Below are 25,052 nucleotides of genomic sequence, written 5' to 3'. Positions count from 1 at the left end.
AGACTCCCGCGCCATTATAGGCACGCCCCCTTCCCTGCTTTGCAGTGGGGATCACACTTCTTCCAGCCGTTTATCTCGTACTGGTCAGAGGACTCCGTCACAATGAGGCCATTGCAGCTGTGGTGTCCGTGTCTTTTTCCTGTCCCGTACGCAACCTTTTCCAGGTCCCATGGTCATATCCCTGCAACATAAAAAAATGCCCGAGGACGGGCATAAAAAATCAGGCTTTTATCAGGAAAAACAATGACAAAAATAAGGAATTGGCTGGGTCCGTTTTGGCCCATTGCCATCTTTTCGGTGATCGCGCTGCTCAGCCTCACCGCCAGCCGGGCAGCCCTTGGACTCTGGCAACAGGAGCGCGTCGACGCCGTCGCCGGCTGGTCACAGATGCTGCTGCAGGGATTGCGCGTCGACTTCGCCACCCTCTGCTGGCTGTGGGGTGTCCCCGCGGTCTTCACCCTGCTGCTGGCCGGCCCTCACGCCCTCGGCCGGGCCTGGCTCACGCTGATCCGGGTCTGGCTGACTCTGGGGCTCTGGCTGATGCTGTTCCTCGAGATCTCCACCCCCTCCTTCGTCACCGAATACGGGGTACGCCCCAACCGCCTCTACGTCGAGTACCTCATCTACCCGAAAGAGGTGCTCGCCATGCTGTGGGCCGGTCGCAAGGGGGAGCTGCTGCTGGCCCTGGTGTTCAGCACTGCGGTGCTGGGCGGCGGCTGGTGGCTCAGCGGCCGTTTGATGCGCGGACTCAGCTTCCCCCGCTGGTACCTGAGGCCCGCCTTCGCCCTGCTGATCCTGGCCATCGGCTTCCTCGGCGCCCGCTCCAGCCTGGGGCACAGAGCCCTCAACCCCGCCATGGTGGCCTTTGCCAGCGATCCCCTGATCAATGCCCTGGTGGTCAACTCCTCCTACTCCCTGTTCTTCGCCATCAAGCAGATGGGGGCCGAGGAGCACGCCGGGGAGTTCTATGGTGAGCTGCCAAGGGAGCGGATCCTGGAGCTGGTGCGCCAGGAGAGCGGCCGCCCGGATCAGGACTTCAGCTCGGAGGCCCTGCCGAGCCAGACCTTCAACGAGGCCAGCTACGGTGGCAAGCCGAAGAACCTGGTGATCCTGTTGCAGGAGAGCCTGGGCGCCCAGTTCGTCGGCTCCCTCGGCGGCCTGCCACTCACCCCCAACATAGATGCCCTGTCGAAGGAGGGTTGGACCTTCAACCAGCTCTATGCCACCGGCACCCGCTCGGTGCGCGGCATCGAGGCCGTGCTGACCGGCTTCACCCCGACCCCGGCCCAGGCCGTGGTCAAGCTCGGCAAGAGCCAGACCAACTTCTTCACCATCGCGGACCTGCTGAAGCAACGGGGCTACAGCACCAGCTTCATCTACGGCGGCGAGAGCCACTTCGACAACATGCGCAGCTTCTTCCTCGGCAACGGCTTCAGCCACATCGTCGAGCAGAAGGACTTCGAGAACCCGGTGTTCGAAGGCTCCTGGGGCGCCTCTGACGAGGATCTGATGGCCAAGGCGGACGAGACCTTCCGGGCCCTGAGCAAGGAGGGCAAGCCCTTCTTCAGCCTGGTGTTCAGCTCCAGCAATCACGATCCGTTCGAATTCCCGGACAATCGCATCGCCCTCTACGAGCAGCCCAAGCAGACCCGCAACAACGCCGCCAAGTATGCGGATTACGCCGTCGGTGAGTTCTTCAAGAAGGCCCGCCAATCCGACTACTGGAAAGACACCCTGTTCCTGGTCATCGCCGATCACGACAGCCGGGTCGGCGGCGCCAGCCTGGTGCCCATTCCCCGCTTCCACATCCCCGGCGTCATCGTCGGCGAGGGGATCAAGCCCCGCCAGGACGAGCGCGTCGTGAGCCAGATCGACATGGCGCCGACCCTGCTCTCCCTGATGGGGATAAGCGCCGACTACCCCATGCTCGGCAAGGATCTGACCCGGATGCCGGACGACTGGCCGGGGCGCGCCATCATGCAGTACGACAAGAACTTCGCCCTGATGCGGGGCAAGGACGTGGTGATACTGCAGCCGGAGCGGCCAGCTGAGGGTTATGTCTACGATGCCGTCCGCCAGCAATTGCTCCCGGCCCCCCAGCCGGACGAGATAAAGGAGATGGCGCTGGGACTGGTGCTCTGGGGCAGCCTCGCCTACCAGCAGGGGCTCTACCAGACGGCGCCTGACAGTCGACTCGTGCTGAACTGATTCAATTCCACAGACAAAAAAACCGCCGAATGGCGGTTTTTTTATTTTCTCTGCAGCTCAAGGCTGAGTGAAGCAGGGCAAGGAGCGGCTGAATCTGTGCTCGAACACCAGGGAGGTCTCGAGGTGCACCACCTCTTCCCGCGAGGTGAAGTGATCGAACACGAAGTTGCGCAGGTGTTCGGTGTCGGCAACGCAGAGGTGCACCAGGAAATCGTCCTTGCCACCCATGTGGAACAGGCTGATCACCTCGGGTAGGGCCAGGATGGCGTCGCGGAACGCATCGATAATTTGTCGGCTGTGGCGTGCCAGCTGCAGGGAGACCATGGCCTGGATGTGGCCGCCCAGCGCCTGATAATCCACCTCGCAGTGCGCCCCCTTGAGCACCCCGTCCTGTTGCAGCTTGCGTACCCGCTCCAGGCAGGTGGACGGCGCCACCCCGACCAGGGCCGCCAGATCCTTGTTGGTCATGCCCGCATCGCGAAACAGATGGGCCAGGATGTCCAAGTCCAGTTGATCCAGGTTTCTCATCTCTACTCCTTGCTCGCTCAATTTTTTTAGACTCTGCCCGTAAACCGGGCCGAACACAACGCAGATTGACATCCTGAGCCGGGCCCCTATGCTCTGCCCCGCTCAGGCACGGCGCCAATGAGTTCATTTGACACCAAATCGACCCCCACAAGGATCCCCATGCACCCTTCCCATCCCTTCTGGAGCCTGGAGGTCCCCCGCCTCGACGGGCAGTTGCTGCTCACCCCCTGCCCCGGCACCCAGCAAGTGCCCATGCCCCAAGCCCTTTCCCAGTTGCAACTGGCCGGTGCCCACGCCCTGATCACCCTGATGACGGGTGACGAGCTGGCCGCACGGGATCTGGCGCAGCTTGGCCAGCAGGTAGAGGCCAGGGGCATGGGCTGGTTCCATCTGCCCATTCTGGACGACGAGGCCCCCGATGCCGATTTCGAGCTGGCCTGGCAGCAGGCGCTGCCGTCGCTCATCGCCCTGCTGCGGGACGGCAAGCAGCTGGCCATTCACTGCCGTGGGGGAAGCGGTCGCACCGGGCTGGTCGCCGCCCTCCTGCTGATGACCCTGGGTCAGCCACAGCGGGAGGCCATGGCCGCCATCCGGGCCCGCAGGCCCAACGCCTTCACCCTGGCCTGCCACCGCCACTGGCTCGATAGCCAGGCGGCGCGGCTGTAGGCCGACTGATTGCAAGCCGGCTGAGAGGGTGACTTATGCCCAGGATTGCCGCAAAACGAACACCCTGCCGATACACTCCAACCCACTGCCACTGAGCCGGCCCAATGATACTTATGCCTTGGGCTGCTCGTAGGTGAACACCTTGCCGATGTCCTCCAGCCGGTAGCTGGTGAGTTGGTAGACGTAATAGTTGAGCCAGTTGGAGAACAGCAGGTGGCCGTGACTGCGCCAGCTGGCTCGCGGCGTCTGGCCGGGATCGTTGTTCGGGTAGTAGTTGACCGGGATGACGGGGGTGAGCCCGGCCGCCAGATCCCGCTGATATTCCCCGTCCAGGGTCAGGGCGTCGTATTCCGGATGGCCGGTGACGAACACCTGGCGGCAGTCCTTGGTCGCCGCCAGATAGACCCCGGCTTCCTCGGATTCCGCCAGGATCTGCAGGTCGGTGTGGGCGCGGATAAGATCCCCATCAAAGGCCGCATAACGGGAGTGGGGGGCGACGAACTCGTCGTCGAAACCGCGCAGCAGCGCCTCGTGCTCATCGAGGCGATGGTGGCGATAGACCCCGGACAGCTTCTCGCCGTGGGTCTGTTTCTCCATGCCGTACAAGGCCTTGAGCGCCGCCTGCACGGCCCAGCACAGGAACAGGGTCGAGGTCACGTGCTGATGGGACCACTCGATGATCTCGACGATGCGCGGCCAGTAGACCACCTCCTCGAACTCCACCAGCCCGAGCGGCGCCCCCGTGATGATCATGCCGTCGTAGTTGTTGCCCCGCACCTGCTCGAAGTCGTGGTAGAAGTTCTCCAGATGCGCCTGGGGCGTGTTCTTGGACTCCCGATCGTCGATGCGCAGCAGATCCACGTCCACCTGCAGCGGCGAGTTGGAGAGCATCCGCATCAGCTGGATCTCGGTCTCGATCTTCTTGGGCATCAGGTTGAGGATGAGCACCCGCAGCGGGCGGATGTTCTGGGTGACGGCCCGGGATTCCGTCATCACGAAGATGTTCTCCTGCCCCAGCACTTCGGCGGCGGGTAACTGGTCCGGGATCTTGATCGGCATGCTTACTCCCTGTACTGCATCGGTAAATATGTCTGGACATCTAGAAGCCTATAATAAAGCTTCCAGTCTGTCATCAGATACCTGTGTATTCCTCCGCTTCGGCCGCAATGACAACAAGGGCGCCTGTTGGCGCCCTTGTTGTCACTTGTTTTTGTTCTTGTTGTGGCCTTTGCCGGGGTTGTTGTCCCCGTGCACGCTGCTGTTTTCTTTGTTCTTGTTCTTGCCTTTGCCGTCGCACTCCTCATTGCTCACCTTGAGGTTGCCGATCTCGACCGTCGAACAATTGTCTTCGTATTTATCTTTCCACTCGTCGACATCATCGCGATCTACATTGACGCGCACGTCGTTGGAGTTGATCTGCAAGCCGGCCCAGGCGGGCGAGCCTACCAGCAGGGCCAGCAACAAGGCTGCGTGTTTCATGGTCATGACCTTCTCATTGAACAATAGATGTGCATTTTACCCCACCCCGTCCGGGAATCGGCCTGTTGCCGGGGGGAAACTCACCAGCGCTTCAGCCAGGGTTCACCCTTGTTACGTCCTGGTTAATGACGGGCTCGCCAGCGGCCGCGGGATCTTGGTACTATTGCAACCCATCCCGTCATTTCACCACTCCGCTCAACCCGAGGAAGCCAGCATGCGTATCGAGATCATCAGCACCGGCGATGAGATAGTGACCGGCCTGGTGGTGGACACCAACGCCGCCTGGCTCAGCGCCCTCTTGCTGGAGCAGGGCTGGCAGGTGCGCCGCCGGCTCACAGTCGGGGACAACCTCGCGGATCTGAAGGCCGCGTTGCAGGAGAGCGCCAGCCGCGCCGAGGTGGTGCTGGTGTGTGGCGGGCTCGGCCCCACCGCCGACGATCTCACCGCCCAGGCCGCAGCCGAGGCATTTGCCCAGCCACTGACCCTGTACCCGGACTGGCTCGCCACCATAGCAGCCCGCTACGCCAGCCGGGGCCGCCCCATGCCCCAGAGCAATGCCAAGCAGGCCTGGCTGCCGCTGGGCTGCGAAGTGCTGGACAACTCGGTCGGCACCGCCTGCGGCTTCCTGGTCCGGCATCAGGCCAGCCACGGCCCGAGCCAACTGTTCTTCACCCCAGGCGTGCCGTTCGAATTCAAGCAGATGGTGCGCGAGCAGATACTGCCGCGCCTGAAACGGCTGGCCGGGGATCAGACCGACACCGAGCTGCGCCGCTTCTACAGCTTCGGCATCTCGGAGTCGGCCCTCTCCGACAAGCTGGACGCCAGCCCCTGGCCGAGCGGCATCGAGCTCGGCTACCGCTCCTCCATGCCGCTGATCGAGCTGAAACTCATCGGCCACGGGGCGAGTGCGGCCGACATGGATACCGCCGAAAGTCGACTGCTAAGCGAGATTGCCCCCTGGCTGGTGGGACGGGGAGAGGAGGAGCCGACGCGCCAGATCCTGGCCCTGCTGGGGGATCGCAAGCTGACTCTGCTGGAGGGAGAGAGTCGGGGGGCCCTGCTCGGTTTTTGCCACGAACACCCCCATCTGCAGGCGCACTTCGATGGGCGACTCCCGCATGAGCTGGCGCAGCTAACCGGTACGGACGCGGGGCTGAGCCTGACCATAGGCAGTGCGGGGGCGGACGGGGTGCCGCTGCTGCTGTGCGCCGACGGGCAACGTATCGGCCAGACCCTCAAGCTCAGCCACCCGGATCCCGAGAGCGGCCGCAAGATCCTCGCCTTCGCCGCCCTCGACATGCTGCGCCGCCACCTGCTGGGGCTGCCGGTGATCGCCGACTACCTCACCCTGCCCAGAACCACGCAGCGCCACGGCTAAGTCCCCTCATCCCCTGTCCTTCCCTCTCTCACGAGGGGTACAGCGCTCGGCCTGGACCGAGCGCTGCAACGCCAGACCCATTCACCGAGACCCCATAGGCGGGATATCCCCGCGATCTAGAGTGCCGTCAGGCGGGCGAGCGCACTGAAGGCCGCCCCACCATGCACCCAGTAACCGGCCAGCGCCAGGGTCAGCAGACAGAACGCCGTCTCGTAGCCACTGCCGCTCTTGAGCGGTAACCAGGGCAGGCGATAGCGCTGGCGCAGCGGCCAGAACAGGGGGATGCCCGCCGGAGTGAGCCAGTCCCCGAGCAGATGGCTCAGGTAGCCGATGATGAGCGCATCTTTCACCACCGCCGACAGCGTGCCGGGAGCCTGGAACTGCCCCAGCCCCCAGACCGCGATGCCGACCGCCAGCAGGCTGTGGGTGAAGCCACGGTGGCCGAACAGGCGGGAGAGCGGCCCCGAGATCCAGGGCAGGCGCCGGCCGAGCAGGGAGTTGGGGTGGTCGAGATCCGGCAGCAGGGCGCTGGCCAGAGCGACGGGCACCAGCTGCCAGAGGCTGGCATCGGCCAGGGCCGGGGTGAGCTGCAGTTGGTGAGCGAGCAGGGTGCAGGTAACGGAAAACAGCAGGTGGCCTTGGGCGGTCATGGATGGGTTCGATGAAGCAAGAGATGGACGGGTGCGGTGCGGGCCCGGCGAGACCGGGCGGCAGATTAGAATCCCTCTCACCGTAATGAGCAAGACGAATGTTGCTAAAATCTCACTTCTACAGTCATTTATTCCACAAAATGCCCATGTCACGGGTCCATTACGACTCATACAGCACCAAATTCACCGCCAGACAGGGGTGTCGGCGGCCTGAGAGTCAGTCCAGGCTCTTCTTGAAGCGGTGGGCGGCCAGGGTCAGCATCAGCAGGGTGAAGCCCAGCAGCCAGAGCACGTCCGGCAGCAGATCCCCCATGTCACCGCCCCTCAATACGATCCCTCTGATGAGCCGCATGAAATGGGTGGCGGGCAGCAGCTCGGCGATCCACTGGGCCGGGGCCGGCATCCCCTCGTAGGGGAACATGAAGCCCGACAACAGGATGGACGGCAGCAGGATAAACACCGTCATCTGCATCGCCTGCAACTGGGTCTGGGCCAGGGTGGAGATGAGCAGCCCCAGGGTCAGGCTGGCGGCGATAAACAGCAGGGTCGCCAGCAGCACCTGGCTCAGGGCACCGTTGATGGGCACCGCGAAGATGAAGTGACCGAGGCCGAGGATGATGACCACCTGGATCAGCCCCACCCCGATATAGGGCAGGATCTTGCCGATCATCAGCTCCATCGATCCGACCGGGGTGGTGATGAGCAGCTCCAGATTGCCGCGCTCCCGTTCCCGCACTATGGCCGCCGAGGTGAACATGATCATGGTCATGGTGAGGATCACCCCGAGCAGGCCGGGCACTATGTTGACCGCCGAGCGGCGCGCCGGGTTGAAGTAGAGCACCGTCTCGAAGGTGGGGGGAGCAGGCTTGAGATCGGGCTTGAGTGCGGTCAGCGGCATGGTGCGCAAGCCAAGCAGGGCCCCCGCTATCATGGTGTCCGAGCCATCCACCAGCCACTGGCCCGCGGTCTCGCCGGCGCTGAGGCGACGGGTCAGGTCGGTGGGCAACACCAGCACGGCCCGCACCTCTCCCCGGGTCAGGGCGGCTTCCGCCTGCTGGATGCCGACGTAGCGCTGCTTGATGCTCACCACCTGGCTCGCCTCCACCGCCTCCGCCAGCAGCCGTCCCGGCACGCTCTGGCTCATGTCCACCAGCCCGGCCGGGATCTGGCGCACGTCGCTATTGATGGCGTAGCCAAACAGCAGCAGCTGGATCAGCGGGATCATCACCACCATCCCAAACGTGAGCCTGTCCCGCGCCAGTTGCCTTAGTTCTTTCTGGGTGATGGCCCAGAGCCGTCGCAGGCTGTTCATCAAGAGAATCTCTTTCGCAGACTATTCATCGTGCTGCTCCCCCATGCTGTCGATACTCTGACTCCCCTCACCCTAACCCTCTCCCGACGGGAGAGGGAACCGATCGCGTGTGAATTGCCGCCGGTGTTTGACGGTCACTCACTTTTTTTCGCTGGCGAGCAGCTGGCTCAAGGTTTTGCCGTATACCTCGATCCGCCCCCTTCTCCCCTTCCGGGAGACGGGCCGGGGAGGAGGGGGAAAGCGGTTCAACAGCACTAAATGAGAGCTGCACCCTGTTCATGCCCTTGGCTCCTGACCGGTGCAGCTGACGAAGACGTCTTCCAGGCTCGGCCTGACCAGGGCCATGGCGGCACCGGTCAGCGCCGGACAAGCCTGCTGCAGCCAGGGCACGGGATCCGCCAGCGACTTGTCCACCAGCACCCGCAGCCGCTGACCGAGCTGGGCGGCGGAGCGCACCGGCGCCAGTTGCAGCAGCTGCTGCTTGAGCAGGCGCAGATCCTCCGCCTGCACCTCCACCACCCGGGTATTCATGGCTTCCATCAGGGCCTGGGGCGAGCCCTGGGCCCGCACCTTGCCCGCCTCCATGATGGCGAGCCCGTGGCAGCGCTCCGCCTCGTCCATGTAGTGGGTGGTGACCAAAATGGTGGTGCCCCCTTCGCTCAAGTCGAACAGCTTCTCCCAGAAGTCGCGCCTGTTCTGGGGATCCACCGCCGAGGTGGGCTCGTCCAGCAGCAGCAGGTCGGGGTGGTGGATCACCGCCGCCGCCAGCGCCAGCCGCTGCTTCTGGCCGCCGCTCATGGCTCCGGCCCGGCGCGTCGCCAGCGCCGTCAGTTCATAGGTGGCGAGCAGCTCGTGCAGCCTGGTGGTCAGGGCCCCGCCGCTCATGCCGTGGATGCGCCCCATAAACTCCAGGTTCTCCCAGCCGGTCAGCTCGTCGTAGAGGGAGAACTTCTGGGTCATGTAGCCCATCCGGCGGCGCAGCGCCTCGGCCTGCTTCGGGATGGCGAGCCCCAGTACCTCTATCTCTCCACTGGAAGGAGTGAGCAGGCCGGTCAGCATCCGCAAGGTGGTGGACTTGCCGCAGCCGTTGGGGCCGAGAAAGCCCTGGATCTGCCCCTTGGGCACCTCCAGATCCAGCCCGTCCACCGCGAGAAAATCGCCGAAGCGGCGGCTGACGCCCTGGGCCCGAATCGCGAACTCATTCATCGCCGGGTTCCGCTTGCAGGGGCAGGCCGCTTGGCAGCGCTTGCGCCGTGGGCAGGTCTATCTCCGCCAGATAGACCAGCCGAGCCCTGTCCTGCTCGTTGAGGGCATAGTAGGGGGTGAAGGCGGGCTCCCGGGAGATCCAGCGCAGCCGCCCGGTCAGGGGCTCGGGCACGCCGTCCACCCGCACCCGGATGGCCTGGCCAATCTGGTAGCTGGCCAGCGCGGTCTCCGGCACATAGACCCGGGCGTAGGGCGCCTGATCCGCCTGGATGGCCGCCAGCACGGCACCGACCGCGACGCGTTCCCCCAGGTTGTAAGGCAGGCTGTCGAGCCGACCGCTGCGGGTCGCAATGATGGTGAGATCCGCCAGCTCCCGCTCGGCCAGGGCCACATCGGCCATGGCGGCCGCCAGCTTGGCGCTGGCCTCGTCGATGTCCTCAATCCGCACGCCCCGGCTCAGCTTGTCGAACTGCTGATGGGCCCCGTCACGCTCGGCCAGGGCGCCGTCCCGCTCGGCGCGCGCCTTGTCGAGCTCGGAGGGGCTCTGCAGCTTCTGCATCACCAGCCGCTCGGTACGCTGGAAGCTGCGTTCCGCCTCCCTGAGGTTGGCCTGCGCCTTGTCGAGGCTGGCGCGGGCGGCGGCGATGTCCTCCGGCCGCTCGCCATTGGTCATGCGGGCCAGGGCGGCCCTGGCGCTGGCCTCCTTGGCCCGGGCCCGGGCCAGCACCGCTTGCTGGCGGCGATCGTCCAGCTGCACCAGCAGGCTGCCCTCCTCTACCCGGCTTCCCTCCGCCACCGGCAAGGCCCGGACTATCTCGTTGGCGGTGGCGGTCAGCAGCACCCGATCCCGCTCCAGGGTACCCAGCGCCATCCCCCGGTTATCGGGCTGGCAGGCGGTGAGCAGGCTAACCACCAACGGCAGGGAGAGGGGCAGCAGGATCCGCAATAGAGGGGGACGCGACATGGGGTTCCTCGCACAGGCCGTCATCGCATTTCGCCGACGGCCTCACAGATAGGGATGGACACAAAGGATATGGCTATCGCCAGCATACCCTCCGTCACGAACAATTTCCTCAGTACAGCTCACTCATTTGGACTCAGCTCGTTGACCCGGAAAGAGAAATGCCAGAATACTGCGGTTCCGGCCGCCACGATGGCATCGGCCTCTGGCAAGCCGGACTTGGGTAACGAGGGAGGATCCCGGTGTTAAGCAAAGAGTGGTTTCAGCTGTCGGCGGACATGACCTATGTCTGCCTGCGCATCGCCCCCGGCCTCCTCGCCCCTGTTACCGAGGCCGAGGTCCTGACCCTGCTGCTAGCCTCCAACTGCCGACGCTACCAGCCCCTGACCGAGGGGATCCGCCAGGCGGTCGCCCTGCTGACCAATACGGACGTTCCCTCCCATGCCCCGGTGCCCATCGCCCAGCGCCAGGATGCCCGGCTGCTGATCCAGGTCGAGCAGGACAAGATGAGTGCCAGCGCCCAGATCACCGCAGACTGGGGCGGCGAGCCCCTGACCCTGAGCCAGTTGCAGGCCGCAGTCGCGGCCAGCGAGATAAGGCTGGGGCTCGACGAATCCCGGCTCGCCAGCCTAGTCCAGACCGCGAAAGAGGCCGCCCCCGGCACCCGGCTCAGGCCCGTCATCGCCTTGGGCAGAGCGGTCGAGCACGGGCTGGATACCCGGTTAGAGCGGCTGGTGGAGACCCCGGCCGAGCGGATCCTCAAGCCGCAGGAACTGGACCACGGCAAGGTGGACATGCGCGATCTCGGCACCCTGCTCACCGTCAAGGCGGGCACGGCGCTGATGCGGCGCCACCCCCCGACCCAGGGGACCGACGGTTTCACCGTGACGGGCCAGACGCTGCCGGCCAGGCCCGGCAAGGAGAGCGCCATGACGGCGGGGGAAGGGGCCTGCCTCGCCCCCGAAGACCCGGACCTGCTGCTGGCGACCCGCCCCGGCCTGCCCTGCCAGGAGCGGGCCGGCATGAGGGTCGATGAGGTGCTGAGCGTCAAGCAGGTCGACATTCGCCACGGCCACGTCATCTTCGAAGGCTCCTTGCTGGTCACCGGAGACGTCATGCCCGGCATGCGGATCAAGACCAGCGGCGACGTAGTGATCGGTGGCTTCGTCGAGGGGGGTTATATCGAATCGGGCGGCACCATCACGGTGCGCAACGGCATCATAGGCCGCAAGCAGGAGGAGGATGAATACCTGTGCCACCTGAACGCAGGGGGTGAGATCCACGCCAGCTATGCCCAGTACGCCAGGCTGGAGGCCGACGGCGACATCCATATCCTGAGCCAGCTCAGCCACAGCTACTGCCGCAGCGGCCAGGACCTCAAGGTCGGGGACAGCGCCATGCGCAAGGGTCACCTGATAGGGGGCGTCAACATCGCCAACCGGCTGATCATGGCCCCGGTGCTCGGCGCCTCGGCACACAACCGGACCCGGCTGCAGATCCTCGGCGGCTACTTCAGCCACAAGGAGCAGGAGCAGGCCCTGCGCCAGCGCAAGCAGGGGTGCCGGGAGCAGATCGACAAGCTGCAGGATCTCATACTGCGGTTGCTACAACTGCCTCAAGAGAAGCGCAATCCCGAGACCCTGCAGAAGATCAAGACGCTGCGCAGCCAGCAGCTCGGGGAGAGCAAGTCGCTGGACGAGCAGCTGACCACCGTCCAGGCCGAGCTGCAGGCGCTGATGGCCAACATGGACATCATTGCCACCCAGCGGCTGTTCCCCGGTGTCGAGGTGGAGATGGCCCATTATCACAACAGGGTCGACATAGAGCACGGCCCCATCCACTTCGCCATCCGGGAAGATCAGCTGCAACTGACCCCCTATCAGGGCCACCGCTGAGGGCCGCTCACTCCCTCGCCTTGGCGGGATGACTGCATGGCGTGATCCCGGCGGCGATTTTCGCTACACTCGGCCTCCCCCAGGCCCCATCGGGCGGGCCGGCCAGAATCAGGTAGTGAGAAGATGTACAAGCTGATCGCATTGGATATGGATGGCACCCTGTTGACCCCAGCAGGCCAGATCACCCCCCGCACCCACGCCGCCATCGCGGCCGCGCGCGCCAAGGGCGTCACCGTGGTGCTGACCTCGGGCCGCCCGCTGGAAGGCATGACGGCCTATCTGGCCGAGCTCGGTCTCACCGGGCCGGATGACTACGTCATCTGCTACAACGGCGCCCTGGTGCAGAAGGTGGCAGACCAGCGCATCATCCGCAGCCAGCTGCTGACCGGCAGCGATGCCAGCGCCATCGCCCACCTGGCCGATGAGCTGGGGGTGAACATCCACGGCTTCTCCGTGCGCCAGGGCCTCATCAGCCCCAGGGTCAGCACCTACACCGAGCACGAGTCCCGACTGGTGGACATGCCCATCAACCTGGTGGACTTCGCCACCCTGCCCGCCGACGAGCAGATCATGAAGGTGATGATGATAGACCCGGAGCCCCAGCTCTCCCGCGCCATCGCCCAGCTGCCCGCCGAGCTCTACCAGCGCTACACAGTGGTGCGCAGCTCACCCTACTTCCTCGAGTTCATGAACAAGCAGAGCAACAAGGGCACCGGCGTCGCCGCCCTGGCCGAGCATCTGGGCATCACAGCGGCTGAGGTGATAGCTGTGGGGGATGCGGGCAATGACCGCCACATGATCGAATACGCCGGACTCGGGGTTGCCATGGGCAATGCCACCGACGAGATCAAGGAACTGGCGCAGCACATCACCAGTCGCAACGATGAAGAAGGGGTGGCCAGGGTGATAGAGCAATTCGTGCTCAATGCCTGATCCCCGCCGGGGCACCCCAGGGTGCCCCGCATGTTTCACCACAGAATCTGCATGTTTAATATATCCACCACGATTGCCTGCTCTTCCCCCTCCTCTACACGTACAGCCCCCTGATACTGGGACTCAACCTAGCTCAGTCGCCACAAAATTTAACATTAACGCATCATTTCGTTTGACATATTGAACGGCCTTGGCAGACTGGGATCAGGATCCAGGCTGTCATTGCCCAGGCTGACCGACGATTCTGGCACTGCGGCGCGACCCGGATCCCATGACCATGCCTTGAGGCATGCCCTTGCTGCTTAGCGGTCGCAAGGGCCTTCCCAAGGCGCAGGATGAGACACCACAGCCAAGGATAGCCAAGGTGACCTATGCCCAACCCCGCCCCCCGTACCGATCGTAAACCCGTCGTGCTGATGACCATGGGCGCCCAGCCCCGTAACGGTCACCCCTATCAGGTCATGACCCACAAATACATCACGCCCCTGGTGGAGATCAGCGGCTGCGTGCCCCTGCTGGTGCCGACCTGCTGTGGCGCCGAGGATCTGGAGCAATATCTGGATCTGGCGGACGGCGTCTACCTGAGCGGCGCCGGCTCCAACATAGATCCCGCCCTCTACGGCCAGGAGAACCTGACCCCGGAGAAACCCCAGGACAGGGACAGGGATTTGTTCGATATTCCGCTGGTGCGCGCCGCCATCGACAGAGGCTTGCCGCTGCTCGGCATCTGTCGCGGCATGCAGGAGATCAACGTGGCCCTCGGCGGGGACATTCATCAGAAGGTCTATAACGAGCCCGGCTATGCGGATCACCGGGAGGACGCGGAGGATCCGGTGGAGGATCAATATGGTCACAGCCATCAGGTCAGCCTGGTGCCAGGCAGCTGGTTCGCCGAGCTGATGGGGGAGGAGCAGATCCCGGTCAACTCCCTGCACGGCCAGGGGATCCGGACGCTGGCCAAGGGACTGGCCCCCCTGGCCTACGCCGAGGATGGCTTGATCGAGGCCATCTATGCCCCCGCCTTGCCCCAGTTCACCTTGGCGGTGCAGTGGCACCCTGAGTGGAAGGCGAGCGAGAATCCTCACTCCATCAAGCTGTTCGAGGCCTTCGGGGCCGCCTGCCGCGAGCGCAGACAACAGGCCGGCTAGTCACCTGATCCTTATGGCCTGCGCCCCCATAGGACGCAGGCCAGCACGCCTCCGACTGATCGCTTACCTCTCTTAGTCAGTCACCCCGGTATGCTAAACGGGCGATGGCGTGACACCGACGCCATGCGCTAGCATGGTGCGCATCAGCCACCACCGGGATCCCCTCATGTTACTGATGGCCCTGGCCTTGAGCGCCAGCCTGCAAGTCGATTGTCCACCCCAGATAGAAAGCCGCCAGCAACTGCTCTCCCCTACCACAGGTTGGCAGGGAGTGACTCGGGACTGGGAGGGAAAGCCGAACCAGACGCTGCGCCACCGATTGGAGGCGCTGGCCCTGTTCGACGGTGAGCCGGGGGAATTGGCGCAGTTGAAGCCGGACAACGGCGACAGCGCCGAGACTCACTACTGGAGCCTGACGGGAGACGGGGCTCGCCCTCTCTATCTGGTCTGCCACTATCAGGACAGCGCCATCAGCCTGCAACAGCCGCTGCCCTCGGGCATCACCTATTGCCGGGTCAATCAGACGGACTGGGGCCCCAGCGGCCTTATCTGCCGCAAATAATCCTCAGAGCAGCAGCGTCGCCAGCTCGCCGAGGGCACTGAGCTCCACATCCGGCAGCTGTTGCAACCGTTGGCGGGACTGATTGCGCTCATTGAGCCAGGCGGCCCGAAAACCGTGCAGACGGGCCCCCAGCACATCGGTCTCGGGATCGTCCCCCAGGTGCAGTATCTGGTCGGGGGGCAGCTTGAGGGCCGCCTGCGCCTGCAGGAACATGTCCGGCGCCGGTTTCATCCGGGCGCCCTCCCCCGCCTTGCAGATCAGGGTGAAGTAGTCGCTCAAACCGGCCTGCTTCAGATCCAGATTGCCGTTGGTGATCACCACCAGCGGGTAGCGCTCCGCCAGCCGCCCAAGCAATCCGTGGGTTGCCGCGCTCACTTCTATCTTCGAGCGCTCGGCGAGGAAGCCGGCAAACACCCGGCTAGCCTCCCGCTCGGCCAATTCGAGGGGCATGCCACCCCGCGTCAGGGCCTCACGGATGCAATGCTGGCGCGCCAAGCTCACGTCCTGACACAGTTCGGGATGGGCGAGCAGCAGCTCGCGCTTGAGCGCCAGCCAGCCTTGCTTGTCCAGCATGGCGGTGGCCAGGTATTCACTGCGCAGGTGCGCCAGCATCCACTGCTCGGCCCGCACTATGGCGGGGCCGTTGTCATAGAGGGTGTCGTCGAGATCGAACGAGATGGCGGCCACCGGCTGCCAGCGACGATAAAACTGCATGCTTACTCCTCTTGGTGGAACCAGGTTCCCGCAGATCCACGGACGAGCCCCCTCATCCCCAGCCCTTCTCCCGCAAGGGGAGAAGGGAGCAGATCGGCGATTACGGATAGCTTGTGGTTAACCGGCTGCCAAAAAATACGTGGCCGATGGCCGCCTTCGGTATGAATACAACCTCGAGCGGTTCCCTCTCCCTTTGGGAGAGGGCGAGGGGAAACAGGGCAACGAGCCATTCGAGCACTGCACCTTCTACTCATCATCCGGGGTTGCGGCATCCCGCTTGGCCCTGGCGAGTTGGACGCTGTCATTCCCTCGGGATGGCAGGTCACCGCCATACAAGGTCACTCATCATCCGGGGTCGCGGCATCCCGCTTGGCCCGAGGATGGGCGCTGTCATACACCTTGGCCAGGTGCTGGAAATCGAGGTGGGTGTAGATCTGGGTGGTGGAGAGATCCGCGTGGCCCAGCAGCTCCTGCACCGCCCGCAGATCACCGGAGGATTCCAGCATGTGGGTGGCGAAGCTGTGGCGCAGCTTGTGGGGATGCACGTGGGCGTTGAGCGCCTGCTTGTTGCCCCAGCCATCGAGCCGCTCCTGTACCGAGCGCGCCGACAGCCGCCGCTTGCGCTGGGAGACGAACAGCGCCTCGGCCTCGTCCCCCGCCAGCAATGGCCTCACTTTTAGCCACTTCTGCAGCCACTCCACCGCCATCCGCCCCATGGGCAGCACTCGCTCCCGGGAGCCCTTGCCGGTCACCCTGAGCTGGCGTTCATCGAGTTTGATGTCCACCAGATTGAGCCCCACCAGCTCGGCGAGGCGCAGGCCCGAGGAGTACATCAGCTCCATGATGGCGCGATCCCGCACCGCCAGCGGATCCTGCTCGTCGGTGATGTTGAGCAGTTGGTACATCTCGTCCACGTCGAGGTTCTTCGGCAGCGGCCGTCCCTGCTTGGGGGTCACTATGCCCCGGGCCGGGTTGGCGACAAGCCGCCCCTGACGCACCTGCCAGTCGCAGAAGCTGCGCAGGGCCGAGACCTTGGTGGCGAGGGAGCGGGGCGCCAGCCCCCCCTTGTGCATCCGGCTCACCAGGCTGCGCACCTGGCTCGCTTCGAGCCGGCTCCAGTCATCTAGGCCGAGGCGCACCAGCTCCGCCGCCATGGCCTGCAGGTGTGCCTCGTAGTTGCTGCGGGTGTGCGGGCTGAGCTGACGCTCGACCCGCAAGTATTCGATAAAGGCCGCCAGCTCATCGGCTAGCGTGGCTGGCAGAGGCTCGGCGGCGGGCGGCAGCTTAGCCACGGGTCAGCTCGGGCAGGCGCTGCTGCAGCAGGCGGCCAAGCTGGCCCAGCAGCAGGGTGTCATTGTGGGGGGCGAAGTGGCTGGGATCCGAGCTGGCAAACGCCAGCACGCCGAACTCGCCGAGCCGCATCAGGGCCACCGAGTTGACCAGCACGTCGTTGCCAAACAGCGTCTGTTTCTCGCTCTGGTTGAGCCGGCCGAAGTAGTAGTCCGTCCCCGGCAGGCGCTGACCCAGCAGCTGATCGAGCTGCTTGCCCTCCGCCAGGAAGCGCTGCTCAGGGCCGCTGAGCTGGAATTTTTTCGGGTTGAGCCAGAGTCGCAAACCGGTCAGGCGCAGCCGCTGCACGAAGGCCTTGCCCAGGAGCACGCTCGCCTCGAACAGGGTCCGGCAGCCATAGAGCTCGCCATAGAGGTCCGCATAGACCCGGAAGATCCGCTCGTTCTCGCTGGCGATCCCCATCAGTTCGGTGATCTCCTGCTCCAACTGCTCGATGCGCTCGCGCTGCCTGTCCATCTGGCGCTCCACCAGGGAGACGGTGCCTTTTTGCTCATGGGGAATGCGGATCCGGTCCAGCATGGCCGCGTGGCGCTGGAAAAACTCGGGATAACGGGCCAGGTACTCCAGCACTGTGGCTTCGTCCATCAGTGATTCCTGCCGTTTGAGTTCGCTCATAACTTGGTTGGTCCATCATAGAAAAAGGGCACTGGGCCCTGACATTATCGTTGTGCAGAGGGGGCTTGCGCCCCCTTTATCTTGCCCTCCTGCGGGAGAGGGTTACAGCTCTATCTGGCCGTCAAATACGTGCTCGGCCGGCCCTGTCATGTAGACCGGCTGACCAGGCCCCTTCCAGGCGATGGTCAGCTTGCCTCCCGGCAGGCTGACGGTGACCCGCTCCTTGAGCTTGCCCTGGCTGATGCCGATCACCGCGGCTGCGCAGGCGCCGGTGCCGCAGGCAAGGGTCTCCCCTACCCCGCGCTCGAACACCCGCAGCTTGATCTCGGTGGCGTTGACCATCTCCATGAAGCCGACGTTGACCCGCTCGGGGAAGCGTTCGTGCCGCTCCATGATCGGGCCCAGGGTCGAGACGGGCGCATCCGCCACCGAGGGCACCTCGATGACGCAATGGGGGTTGCCCATGGAGACCACGCCACACATCACTGTGTGTTCCTGGGCCCGCAGCAGGTAGGTCTTTTCCGCCTTCTGGGCGCGAAAAGGCACCTTGCCCGGTTCAAACTGGGGGACCCCCATGTTGACCGTGACCTGGTTTTCACCCTCGAGTTGCAGGGTGATGCGACCACGGGCGGTGCTGACGCCGATCCTGTCCCGGTTGATCAGCCCCTTCAGGCGCACGAAACGGGCGAAGCAGCGGGCACCGTTGCCGCACTGCTCCACCTCGCTGCCATCGGCATTGAAGATCCGGTAGTGAAAGTCGAGCTCGGGATCATAGGGCGGCTCCACCAGCAGCAGCTGATCGAAGCCGATGCCGAAGTGGCGATCCGCCAGCTTCTTGATGATGTCGTTACTGAAGAACACCTTCTGGGTGACGCCGTCCACCACCATGAAGTCGTTACCCAGGCCATGCATCTTGGAAAAATCTATCAACATCCTGCATTCCTGTACCGTTGTTCAGGCGCTCGCACAGTGGAGCGCCCGAGAGTCTGCCAGCCCTGCCAACCTCCCTCGGAGCAAGGGGAGAGAGGGGTTGTCGCTACCATCTCATGACGAGGGTTTCTAGGGTAGCAAATGCTCACCGCGCCAGAGATCGGCCAGCTGCTCGCGCTCCCGAATGAGATGGGCCTGGTCACCGTCCACCAGCACCTCGGCCGCACGGGGACGGGTGTTGTAGTTGGAGGACATGGTGAAGCCGTAGGCACCGGCGGAGCGGACCGCCAGCAGGGAACCCTCACCTATGGCCAGGGTGCGCTCCTTGCCGAGGAAGTCGCCGGTCTCGCACACCGGGCCCACCACGTCGTACAGCGCAGGCTTGTGGGCCGTGCGGCTGTCCACCTCGATGATGTTCATCCAGGCGCCGTAGAGGGAGGGGCGCAGCAGATCGTTCATGCCGGCATCGATCAGCGCGAAGTTGCGGGTCTCGCCGGGTTTGAGGAACTCGACCCGGGTCAGCAGCACGCCGGCGTTGGCGACGATGGCACGGCCCGGCTCGAACAGCAGGGTCAGCTTGCGGCCCACCAGCTTCTGCTTGAGCGCTTCGGCATATTCGGTGGGGTGCGGCGGCTGCTCGGCGCCATAGTTGACCCCCAGACCACCGCCCACGTCCAGGTGATGGATGTGAATGCCTTCGGCCGCCAGCTCGTCGATGAGCCGCAGCAGCTTGTCCGCCGCCTCCATAAAGGGATTCAATTCAGTGAGTTGAGAACCGATATGGCAATCCACCCCCTTGATCTCGATGTGGGCCATGGCCGCCGCCTTGCGATAGATGGCGGGGGCCTGCTCGATGGGGATGCCGAACTTGTTCTGCTTGAGGCCGGTAGAGATGTAGGGATGGGTGCCGGCGTCTATGTCCGGGTTGACCCGCACCGAGACCCGCGCCACCTTGCCCATGCTGCCGGCCACCCGGTTCAGGCGCTCCAGCTCGGCTTCGGACTCCAGGTTGAAGCAAAGGATCTCTTTCTCCAGCGCGAGGCGCATCTCGGCCTCGCTCTTGGCCACGCCGGAGAAGACCACCTTGGCCGGATCTCCCCCCGCCGCCAGTACCCTGGACAGCTCCCCGCCGGAGACGATGTCAAACCCGGACCCCAGACGGGCCAGCAGGTTCAGCAGCGCCAGGTTGGAGTTGGCCTTGACCGCATAGCAGATCAGATGGGGAATGTCGCCGGCCGCCTGATCGAAGGCGTGCCAGTGACGCTCCAGGGTGGCGCGGGAGTAGACATAGAGCGGAGTGCCGTATTGTTCGGCGAGCTGTTGCAGGGGAAGCTGCTCGGCCTGCAGTTGGCCGTCGGCGTCGTAGTTAAAGTGATCCAAGGGGGCGGTTCCTTCCTAGATTATTGCGGCGCGGCCTCGGAGGCCGGTTTGGCGGTCGCAGGCGAGGTGGCTTGCGGTGTACTCTCTGTCTTGGGCGACGCTGGTTTTGGCTGCTCGGCGGGAGCCGGTTGCTCCGGCGGCGGCATGTAAAGCGGCCCCGTCAGACCACAGGCGCCCAACCCGAGGGACAGAAATGCGGCCAACAGGCACTTGGTGAACTGGCTGGTCATAATGGTTCGCTGCGAAAAAATTTTTGGCCCTCTATAATCGCACTCACATTGTTAAAAGCAACAGGATAAACCGATGAAGGATCACGAGTATCACGCCCTGACAGACACCTTTTTCCAGTATGTGGAAGACGTCATCGACGAGGGGTATCCGGATATCGACTGTGAACGGGCCGGCGGTGTGCTGACCTTGAGTTTCGAGAACAAGACCAAGGTCATCATCAACAAGCAGGAGCCCCTGCACCAGGTCTGGGTCGCTACCCGGGAGAACGGCTTCCACTTCGAACTGCGCGGTGAAAGCTGGATCGACAACCGCTTCGGCGAGGAGCTCAAGGCCCTGCTGACCCGCGCCTGCACCACCCAGGCCGGCGAGCCAGTGGTCTTCCCATGATAGATCTGCATCCCGACGGTGCCCGCCACGCGGTGATCTGGCTGCACGGGCTGGGAGATTCCGGTGCCGGCCTCGCTCCCCTGGTGGACGCGCTGGACTTGCCCGCCTCTCTACCGGTGCGCCACCTGCTGCCGGACGCCCCCGAGCGGCCCATCACCATCAACATGGGCCACAAGATGCGCGGCTGGTACGACATCCGGAGCTTCGAGCACCCGGCAGATCGCGCCGTAGAATCCCATGTGCGGGAATCTGCCGCCAGCATCCAGGGCCTGCTGGAGCGCCTGATCGCCGAGGGCTTCGCCCCCGAGCGCATCATCTTGGCCGGCTTCTCCCAGGGGGGCGTCATCGCCTCCTTCACCGCCCTGCGCGCCCCTCAGACCCTGGCGGGCCTGCTCTGCATGTCCACCTACCTGGCGGCGCCGGATGTCCTGCTCGGGGAGATGAGCGAGGCCGCCCGTGCCCTGCCCATCTGCTACATGCACGGCATCTATGACGATGTGGTGGCGCTCTCCATGGGCTGGGAGGCGAAGAACCGGCTGGAAGCGGCTGGCCTCAGCCCCGAGTGGCACGAGTACCCCATGCGCCACGAGATCTGCCGGCCCCAGCTCGCCGACATCCGCGGCTGGCTGCTGACCCGCCTCGACGCCTGACACCGGATCACAGATACGACAACGGCCTGCTATGCAGGCCGTTTTCATTTGAGCGATCCGTGGAGCGTCAGCAGCACATCATCCTACTTCCCGCGCCGGGCCCGGATTGTCTCGCTGCGGACTCTGGCTGCGGTAGGGGATCACCGCCAGCACTTCGCCCTGCTGCACTATTTCGTAGTACTGGGGCAGGTTGAAGTTGCTGAACTGTCCCGCATTGCTGAAGCGCTCGTGGCCCGAGGTGTAGAAGCGGTTCACCCCCTGCACCAACTCATCCTTGTTGCCGGCGAAGTGCTGGTAGATCTCCACCCGGTTCGCCTCGTCCAGGATATAGATGTTGGTGCCCGCATTGCGGGTGTCGAAGAAGAACTGCACCAGCCCCTCGCTGGCATAGGCATCGACGATGCCGGGCAGGTGCTGGCTGTGGGTCTTGTCGAGCCGTAGCGGCAGGTGATCCAGCTTGTTGTGGGAGATGTGGCGGTAGAAGTCGATGGCGTTTTCCAGCTTCTTGACCGAGACCCCGCGCCGCTCGAAGAAGATGCCGTATTTCTCTTTGCCGAGGGCCAGCGTCTTGACCAGCTGCTGCTTGTCGCGGGCGAGGCGCAGCTCGATGCACTCGGCCAGCAGTTGCTGGAAGCGGGAGCGCACCAGGGAGCGGAAGTGCTGGCTGTAGCAAAACACCTCGATCATCTCGGGGGCGGCCGCGTCCTGGTGCATCTTGCCGAGTATGGTGGTGAGGGCATCCACCACCGCCTCTTCCCCCTGGAAATGCAGGGTGCGGATCTCGCTCCAAGAGTTGCGATAGACCAGATCCACCGAGCCCACCAGACACTCCTGATTGCGACCGAACGAGAAGACGTCGGCGGCGTTGGCGTCGAACTCGATCACCTGCCCCACCCAGTGGCTGGACGGATCCGTCTCCAGGTTCAGGAAGATGGAGAGCTGATGGATCTCGCAGGGGCGGCTCAGGGCCAGGTTGGTGGCCCTCGGGTACTTGACCGGGAAGGTGCCGGACAGGTCGCGGCAGAACTGGTGCAGGTTGTCGGTGTGCAGATCCGAGCCCTGGTTGAACAGGTGCACCTGGGATTGGGGCGTCATCAGGCCGTTGAAATAGGCCCAGGCGATCAGCTTGCTGATGTAGCCGTTATATTCGAGCGGCGCCCGCCCTATGATGTTCACCGGCTCCAGCGAGTGCTTGTAGAGATACCAGCCGGCGCGGTTGAGGCGGCCGTGGGGCACCTGCACGAAGCTGAGATCCGGCTCGCTCAAGTCCGGCGCTATCTTGAGGTTGATGCGCTGCACCTTGCCCGGCAGGCTCTCGAAGGCGGCATAGAGCTTGCGCGACAAGATGCCGATGTCTTCCGGGTTGATGGACTCGCTGATGTTGTTGCGCCGGGCGAACTGGATGAGGTTGCGATAGCTCTGCATCAGGGCTTCGAGCAACTCGGCGTAGGCCACCTTGACGTCCTCGACCTTCCACTCCTGGCGATGATCCAGGTGGTGCAGTCGCTCCTGACTCCAGCCCCAGTAGGCCACCAGCTGCGCCATCTGCTCGCGGCGCCAGTCCGGGCTGTGCTCTTCCTTCGGATGGCTCAGGCCGTCACACACCTTGAGATAGAAGCAGCGGCGCACCAGATCGAGTCGCTGCATGTCGCCGATGGACTTGAGGTAGTTGGTCACCTTGTCCAGCATCAGGCAGTAGTTGTCGAGCCGGTAGTGCATGCCCTCGTTGTGCTGGAACCAGTCACGGCTGGTCACCGACAGCAGGCGAGTGCTGGGATACTCGTGGGAGTAAGCCTCCATCAACACCGACTTGAGCACGGCTTTATAAGGGGAGTCGATGCCCTTGTAGAGCTGCCACAGGGCGGAGCCGAAGTACTCCTCGGCCGGAATGCGGTTGAAGCCACCGAGATCGAGCCAGTCATCCTGGCTCAGCTTGCCGTGGGCAAAGAGGCCGCTCACATAGTCGTCGTAGTGATCGTCATATTCGGCGGGCACCAGATACCAGAGCAGGCGCTTGCCGGCGATGTGCATGGCGCTGCGGTAGAACTCGTCGAGCAGCAGCAGGTGCTGGGCGCTGCCGCAGTTCTCTCCCTGCATCTGGGCGTCGTTGCGCTGGCGGAATTTGTCTTCGGGGATCAGGAAGAAGTTGAGATCGACCCCGCGCTGCTCGGCCCACTTGGAGAGCAGCTGGCATTTCTGATCCAGCAGGGCGAGCCGCTCCACCGACAGACCAGCGGCATGGCAGACCCAGATGTCGAGATCCGAGTGGCAGCACTGACCGATGGACGAGGTGCTGCCCATGGAGTAGAGGCCCTGGATCGACTTGTCGTGGGTGCTGAGGCCGCCCTGACAGTTGGCGTTCTGGCACAGATCTTCGATGAAGGCCTGCTGGGCCTCGTTGGCGACAAAACTCCAGATACCATGAGGCACGTCCCCTGCCACATAGCCAGGCAAGAGGGGATGATTGAAGTGCAGCATGACAGGCAGCAACTGGAAGACCTGCTGCCCATAGCGACTCATGAGATCCAGCGCCCGTTGCGTCTTGAGACGATTGAGTTCGTCGTAGCGCGCCACCAGCGTGTCGAGTTTTACCAGCAATGCCCTACCTATGGGGAAGAGAAATGACGCACCAAAACGGGGAGACGTCAAAAAAGTGTGATCATGTTAACAATGCAAACTGCCGTGGTAAACAAGCCCGTACGGAATCATCGGATTATTTCTGAGCAGTGGGATGACGGTATCATTGGAAAGCAATAAATATAAATAAATTCAACTAATTACATTTAATTTAAGACTGGATGAAAATCATTTTCAACCCGCTTTTTTGAGCCTGCCCCCGCTTTTGCCGGCTACGCCATGAAAGCCCCTGCAAAGGGTGGTAAGATCGTTTTCCTCACTAAAGATGAAACAACTGATTGATATGGCAGCCCGAACCCTGAAAATCGCCACTCGCAAGAGCCCACTGGCCCTGTGGCAGGCCAATTTTGTCAAAGATCGGCTGGAAGCCCTCTACCCCGATCTGCAGGTCGAACTGGTGCCCATGAGCACTCAGGGTGACAAGATCCTGGATACGCCCCTCGCCAAGGTCGGCGGCAAGGGCTTGTTCGTCAAGGAGTTGGAGACTGCCATGCTGGAGGGCCGTGCCGACATCGCCGTCCACTCCATGAAAGACGTGCCGGTGGACTTCCCCGAGGGGCTCGGCCTGCACACCATCTGCGAGCGGGAAGACCCGCGCGATGCCTTCGTCTCCAATCGCTTCGAGCAGATCGACGAGTTGCCTCAGGGCGCCGTGGTCGGCACCTCCAGCCTGCGCCGCCAGTGCCAGCTGCGCGCCGCACGTCCGGATCTGGTGATCCGCGACCTGCGCGGCAACGTCAACACCCGCCTCGCCAAGCTGGATGCCGGTGACTACGACGCCATCATACTCGCCGCCGCCGGCCTGAAACGGTTGGAGATGGCTCACCGCATCACCGCCTTCATCGAGCCGGAGCAGAGCCTGCCCGCCAATGGTCAGGGCGCCGTCGGCATAGAATGCCGTATCGACGATCACGAGCTGCACACACTGCTGGCACCGCTCGAGCACGCCGAGACCCGGCTGCGGGTATTGACCGAGCGCGCCATGAACCGCGCCCTGCAAGGGGGCTGTCAGGTACCTATCGGAGCCTACGCCCTGGTGCAGGGAGAGGAGATCTGGTTGCGTGGCCTGGTGGGCAGCCCGGACGGCACCCAGATGATCCGTGACGAGATCCGCGGCCCCCTGGCCGACGGCGAGGCCCTCGGCCATGCACTGGCCCAGCGTCTGCTGGCCGATGGTGCCGACGTCATACTGGCCGAGGTCTACCGCGCATGAGTGCGGGCCCGGCCCGGCT

At 63.9% G+C, this 25,052-nt stretch carries 24 protein-coding genes; 10 read left to right on the top strand and 14 right to left on the bottom strand.

Translation table 11 applies throughout. From position 1 onward, the window contains the following. Window positions 1-243 precede the first annotated feature (243 nt). Window positions 244-2,208, top strand: a complete 1,965-nt coding sequence (locus BN1124_RS14125) for an LTA synthase family protein (RefSeq protein WP_042642952.1) — start codon at window positions 244-246, stop codon at window positions 2,206-2,208. Window positions 2,209-2,265: 57 nt separating this feature from the next. Here BN1124_RS14125 and BN1124_RS14120 read toward each other — a convergent pair whose 3' ends face one another. Then, window positions 2,266-2,736 carry an Lrp/AsnC family transcriptional regulator gene (locus BN1124_RS14120; protein ID WP_033131470.1) on the bottom strand — a complete coding sequence of 157 codons (471 nt, stop codon included), beginning with the start codon at window positions 2,734-2,736 and terminating at the stop codon, window positions 2,266-2,268. Window positions 2,737-2,895: 159 nt separating this feature from the next. On the opposite strand from BN1124_RS14120, the gene BN1124_RS14115 reads away from it, so the two are divergent. Beyond that, window positions 2,896-3,402, top strand: coding sequence for a phosphatase domain-containing protein (locus BN1124_RS14115; protein WP_042642950.1), 507 nt, complete (start codon window positions 2,896-2,898; stop codon window positions 3,400-3,402). Window positions 3,403-3,513: 111 nt separating this feature from the next. Here BN1124_RS14115 and metA read toward each other — a convergent pair whose 3' ends face one another. Together metA and BN1124_RS14105 are read right to left on the bottom strand one after the other, a co-directional pair. Further along, window positions 3,514-4,461, bottom strand: a complete 948-nt coding sequence (metA, locus tag BN1124_RS14110) for a homoserine O-acetyltransferase MetA (RefSeq protein ID WP_042642948.1) — start codon at window positions 4,459-4,461, stop codon at window positions 3,514-3,516. A 141-nt stretch (window positions 4,462-4,602) separates the two neighbouring features. Then, complete coding sequence (locus BN1124_RS14105) at window positions 4,603-4,887, bottom strand: hypothetical protein (RefSeq protein ID WP_048822961.1); 285 nt, start codon at window positions 4,885-4,887, stop codon at window positions 4,603-4,605. Between the two features lie 208 nt (window positions 4,888-5,095). Here BN1124_RS14105 and BN1124_RS14100 point away from each other — a divergent pair, with 208 nt between their 5' ends. Next, on the top strand, window positions 5,096-6,259 hold the full coding sequence (locus BN1124_RS14100; RefSeq protein ID WP_042642946.1) for a competence/damage-inducible protein A: 1,164 nt from the start codon (window positions 5,096-5,098) through the stop codon (window positions 6,257-6,259). Window positions 6,260-6,375: 116 nt separating this feature from the next. Here the strand turns inward: BN1124_RS14100 and BN1124_RS14095 are convergent, their stop codons facing one another. The 4 genes from BN1124_RS14095 to BN1124_RS14080 all read right to left on the bottom strand — a co-directional run bounded on the left by BN1124_RS14095 (window position 6,376) and on the right by BN1124_RS14080 (window position 10,391). Further along, window positions 6,376-6,909, bottom strand: a complete 534-nt coding sequence (locus BN1124_RS14095; RefSeq protein WP_042642944.1) for a metal-dependent hydrolase — start codon at window positions 6,907-6,909, stop codon at window positions 6,376-6,378. A 217-nt stretch (window positions 6,910-7,126) separates the two neighbouring features. Continuing rightward, window positions 7,127-8,221 (bottom strand): ABC transporter permease, encoded by a 1,095-nt coding sequence (locus BN1124_RS14090; RefSeq protein ID WP_042642942.1) that lies wholly within the window; start codon window positions 8,219-8,221, stop codon window positions 7,127-7,129. A gap of 276 nt (window positions 8,222-8,497) precedes the next feature. Further along, window positions 8,498-9,427 (bottom strand): ABC transporter ATP-binding protein, encoded by a 930-nt coding sequence (locus BN1124_RS14085; RefSeq protein WP_042642940.1) that lies wholly within the window; start codon window positions 9,425-9,427, stop codon window positions 8,498-8,500. Then, window positions 9,420-10,391 (bottom strand): HlyD family secretion protein, encoded by a 972-nt coding sequence (locus BN1124_RS14080; RefSeq protein ID WP_042642938.1) that lies wholly within the window; start codon window positions 10,389-10,391, stop codon window positions 9,420-9,422. The genes BN1124_RS14085 and BN1124_RS14080 overlap by 8 nt, the downstream gene beginning before the upstream one ends. A 239-nt stretch (window positions 10,392-10,630) precedes the next feature. On the opposite strand from BN1124_RS14080, the gene BN1124_RS14075 reads away from it, so the two are divergent. The 4 genes from BN1124_RS14075 (at window position 10,631) to BN1124_RS14060 (ending at window position 14,926) form a co-directional block, all read left to right on the top strand. Further along, window positions 10,631-12,283 (top strand): DUF342 domain-containing protein, encoded by a 1,653-nt coding sequence (locus tag BN1124_RS14075; protein WP_042642936.1) that lies wholly within the window; start codon window positions 10,631-10,633, stop codon window positions 12,281-12,283. A gap of 123 nt (window positions 12,284-12,406) precedes the next feature. Next, a complete protein-coding gene (gene yidA, locus BN1124_RS14070; RefSeq protein ID WP_042642934.1) occupies window positions 12,407-13,216 on the top strand; it encodes a sugar-phosphatase in 810 nt (269 codons plus the stop codon). Window positions 13,217-13,587: 371 nt separating this feature from the next. Beyond that, a complete protein-coding gene (locus BN1124_RS14065) occupies window positions 13,588-14,364 on the top strand; it encodes a gamma-glutamyl-gamma-aminobutyrate hydrolase family protein (protein ID WP_042642931.1) in 777 nt (258 codons plus the stop codon). A gap of 166 nt (window positions 14,365-14,530) precedes the next feature. Further along, window positions 14,531-14,926, top strand: a complete 396-nt coding sequence (locus BN1124_RS14060; protein ID WP_042643362.1) for an STY0301 family protein — start codon at window positions 14,531-14,533, stop codon at window positions 14,924-14,926. A 3-nt stretch (window positions 14,927-14,929) separates the two neighbouring features. On the opposite strand, the gene BN1124_RS14055 is transcribed toward BN1124_RS14060, so the two are convergent. From BN1124_RS14055 to lptM, 6 genes are all read right to left on the bottom strand, one after another. Next, on the bottom strand, window positions 14,930-15,640 hold the full coding sequence (locus tag BN1124_RS14055) for an HAD-IA family hydrolase (protein WP_042642930.1): 711 nt from the start codon (window positions 15,638-15,640) through the stop codon (window positions 14,930-14,932). Window positions 15,641-15,978: 338 nt separating this feature from the next. Next, window positions 15,979-16,932, bottom strand: coding sequence for a tyrosine recombinase XerC (gene xerC, locus BN1124_RS14050; protein ID WP_042642928.1), 954 nt, complete (start codon window positions 16,930-16,932; stop codon window positions 15,979-15,981). Beyond that, window positions 16,925-17,605: a DUF484 family protein gene (locus tag BN1124_RS14045; RefSeq protein WP_042642927.1), complete on the bottom strand. Its 681-nt coding sequence runs from the start codon at window positions 17,603-17,605 to the stop codon at window positions 16,925-16,927. Before BN1124_RS14045 ends, xerC begins: the two co-directional genes overlap by 8 nt. Window positions 17,606-17,707: 102 nt before the next feature. Continuing rightward, complete coding sequence (dapF, locus tag BN1124_RS14040) at window positions 17,708-18,538, bottom strand: diaminopimelate epimerase (RefSeq protein WP_042642926.1); 831 nt, start codon at window positions 18,536-18,538, stop codon at window positions 17,708-17,710. A gap of 126 nt (window positions 18,539-18,664) precedes the next feature. Next, entirely contained in the window at window positions 18,665-19,915 is a 1,251-nt protein-coding gene (lysA, locus tag BN1124_RS14035) for a diaminopimelate decarboxylase (RefSeq protein WP_042642924.1), read from the bottom strand. Between the two features lie 20 nt (window positions 19,916-19,935). Next, window positions 19,936-20,145, bottom strand: coding sequence for an LPS translocon maturation chaperone LptM (gene lptM, locus BN1124_RS20970; protein WP_082041637.1), 210 nt, complete (start codon window positions 20,143-20,145; stop codon window positions 19,936-19,938). Between the two features lie 73 nt (window positions 20,146-20,218). Here lptM and cyaY point away from each other — a divergent pair, with 73 nt between their 5' ends. Both cyaY and BN1124_RS14025 read left to right on the top strand, forming a co-directional pair. Next, window positions 20,219-20,533 (top strand): iron donor protein CyaY, encoded by a 315-nt coding sequence (cyaY, locus tag BN1124_RS14030; RefSeq protein WP_033131486.1) that lies wholly within the window; start codon window positions 20,219-20,221, stop codon window positions 20,531-20,533. Beyond that, entirely contained in the window at window positions 20,530-21,183 is a 654-nt protein-coding gene (locus BN1124_RS14025; protein ID WP_042642921.1) for an alpha/beta hydrolase, read from the top strand. Before cyaY ends, BN1124_RS14025 begins: the two co-directional genes overlap by 4 nt. A 78-nt stretch (window positions 21,184-21,261) precedes the next feature. On the opposite strand, the gene BN1124_RS14020 is transcribed toward BN1124_RS14025, so the two are convergent. Further along, window positions 21,262-23,781 (bottom strand): class I adenylate cyclase, encoded by a 2,520-nt coding sequence (locus BN1124_RS14020; RefSeq protein ID WP_042642919.1) that lies wholly within the window; start codon window positions 23,779-23,781, stop codon window positions 21,262-21,264. Between the two features lie 322 nt (window positions 23,782-24,103). On the opposite strand from BN1124_RS14020, the gene hemC reads away from it, so the two are divergent. Continuing rightward, window positions 24,104-25,033: a hydroxymethylbilane synthase gene (hemC, locus tag BN1124_RS14015; protein WP_156128376.1), complete on the top strand. Its 930-nt coding sequence runs from the start codon at window positions 24,104-24,106 to the stop codon at window positions 25,031-25,033. Window positions 25,034-25,052: the final 19 nt, after the last annotated feature.

It is taken from the genome of Aeromonas eucrenophila (genome assembly GCF_000819865.1).
GTDB classification, from domain to species: Bacteria; Pseudomonadota; Gammaproteobacteria; order Enterobacterales; family Aeromonadaceae; genus Aeromonas; species Aeromonas eucrenophila.
The sequence above is the reverse complement of the archived record's forward strand: the minus strand, read 5'-3'. Positions and strand labels throughout refer to the sequence as shown.